General features: G+C 64.2%; 1 protein-coding gene. It reads right to left on the bottom strand.

Translation table 11 applies throughout. The features are described from left to right. The coding region (locus tag Q1B08_RS21845; RefSeq protein WP_299823608.1) for a hypothetical protein at nt 1-240 on the bottom strand (240 nt) is incomplete at its 3' end. Nucleotides 241-288 lie beyond the last annotated feature (48 nt).

Genomic DNA, 288 nt, shown 5'->3' on the forward strand with positions numbered 1-288 from the left:
GGCAATGATCACGTTGACCATGCTCTTGACGCCATGGCGGACGAGAACGTCCGGTATCCGGAAGCGCTCTTCCGCATTGAGATCGGGGGAGACGACGGGCTGCTCCGCCCTGAGAGCATATCCTCCCGGCGATCGTTCGTGGTCACCGAACGTCTCGTGACCGACAACGCCGGGCTCCCAGTTGACGCCGCTGCGCAGGAGCATCTCGCGGCGTTCGGGAACATGCTCGAGCACCTTCACGAGCGGCACCCCCATCGCGTCGGAGACCAGTTCGGAGGCCCGATGAAG

The organism is uncultured Jannaschia sp. (genome assembly GCF_947494025.1).
GTDB lineage: Bacteria > Pseudomonadota > Alphaproteobacteria > Rhodobacterales > Rhodobacteraceae > Jannaschia.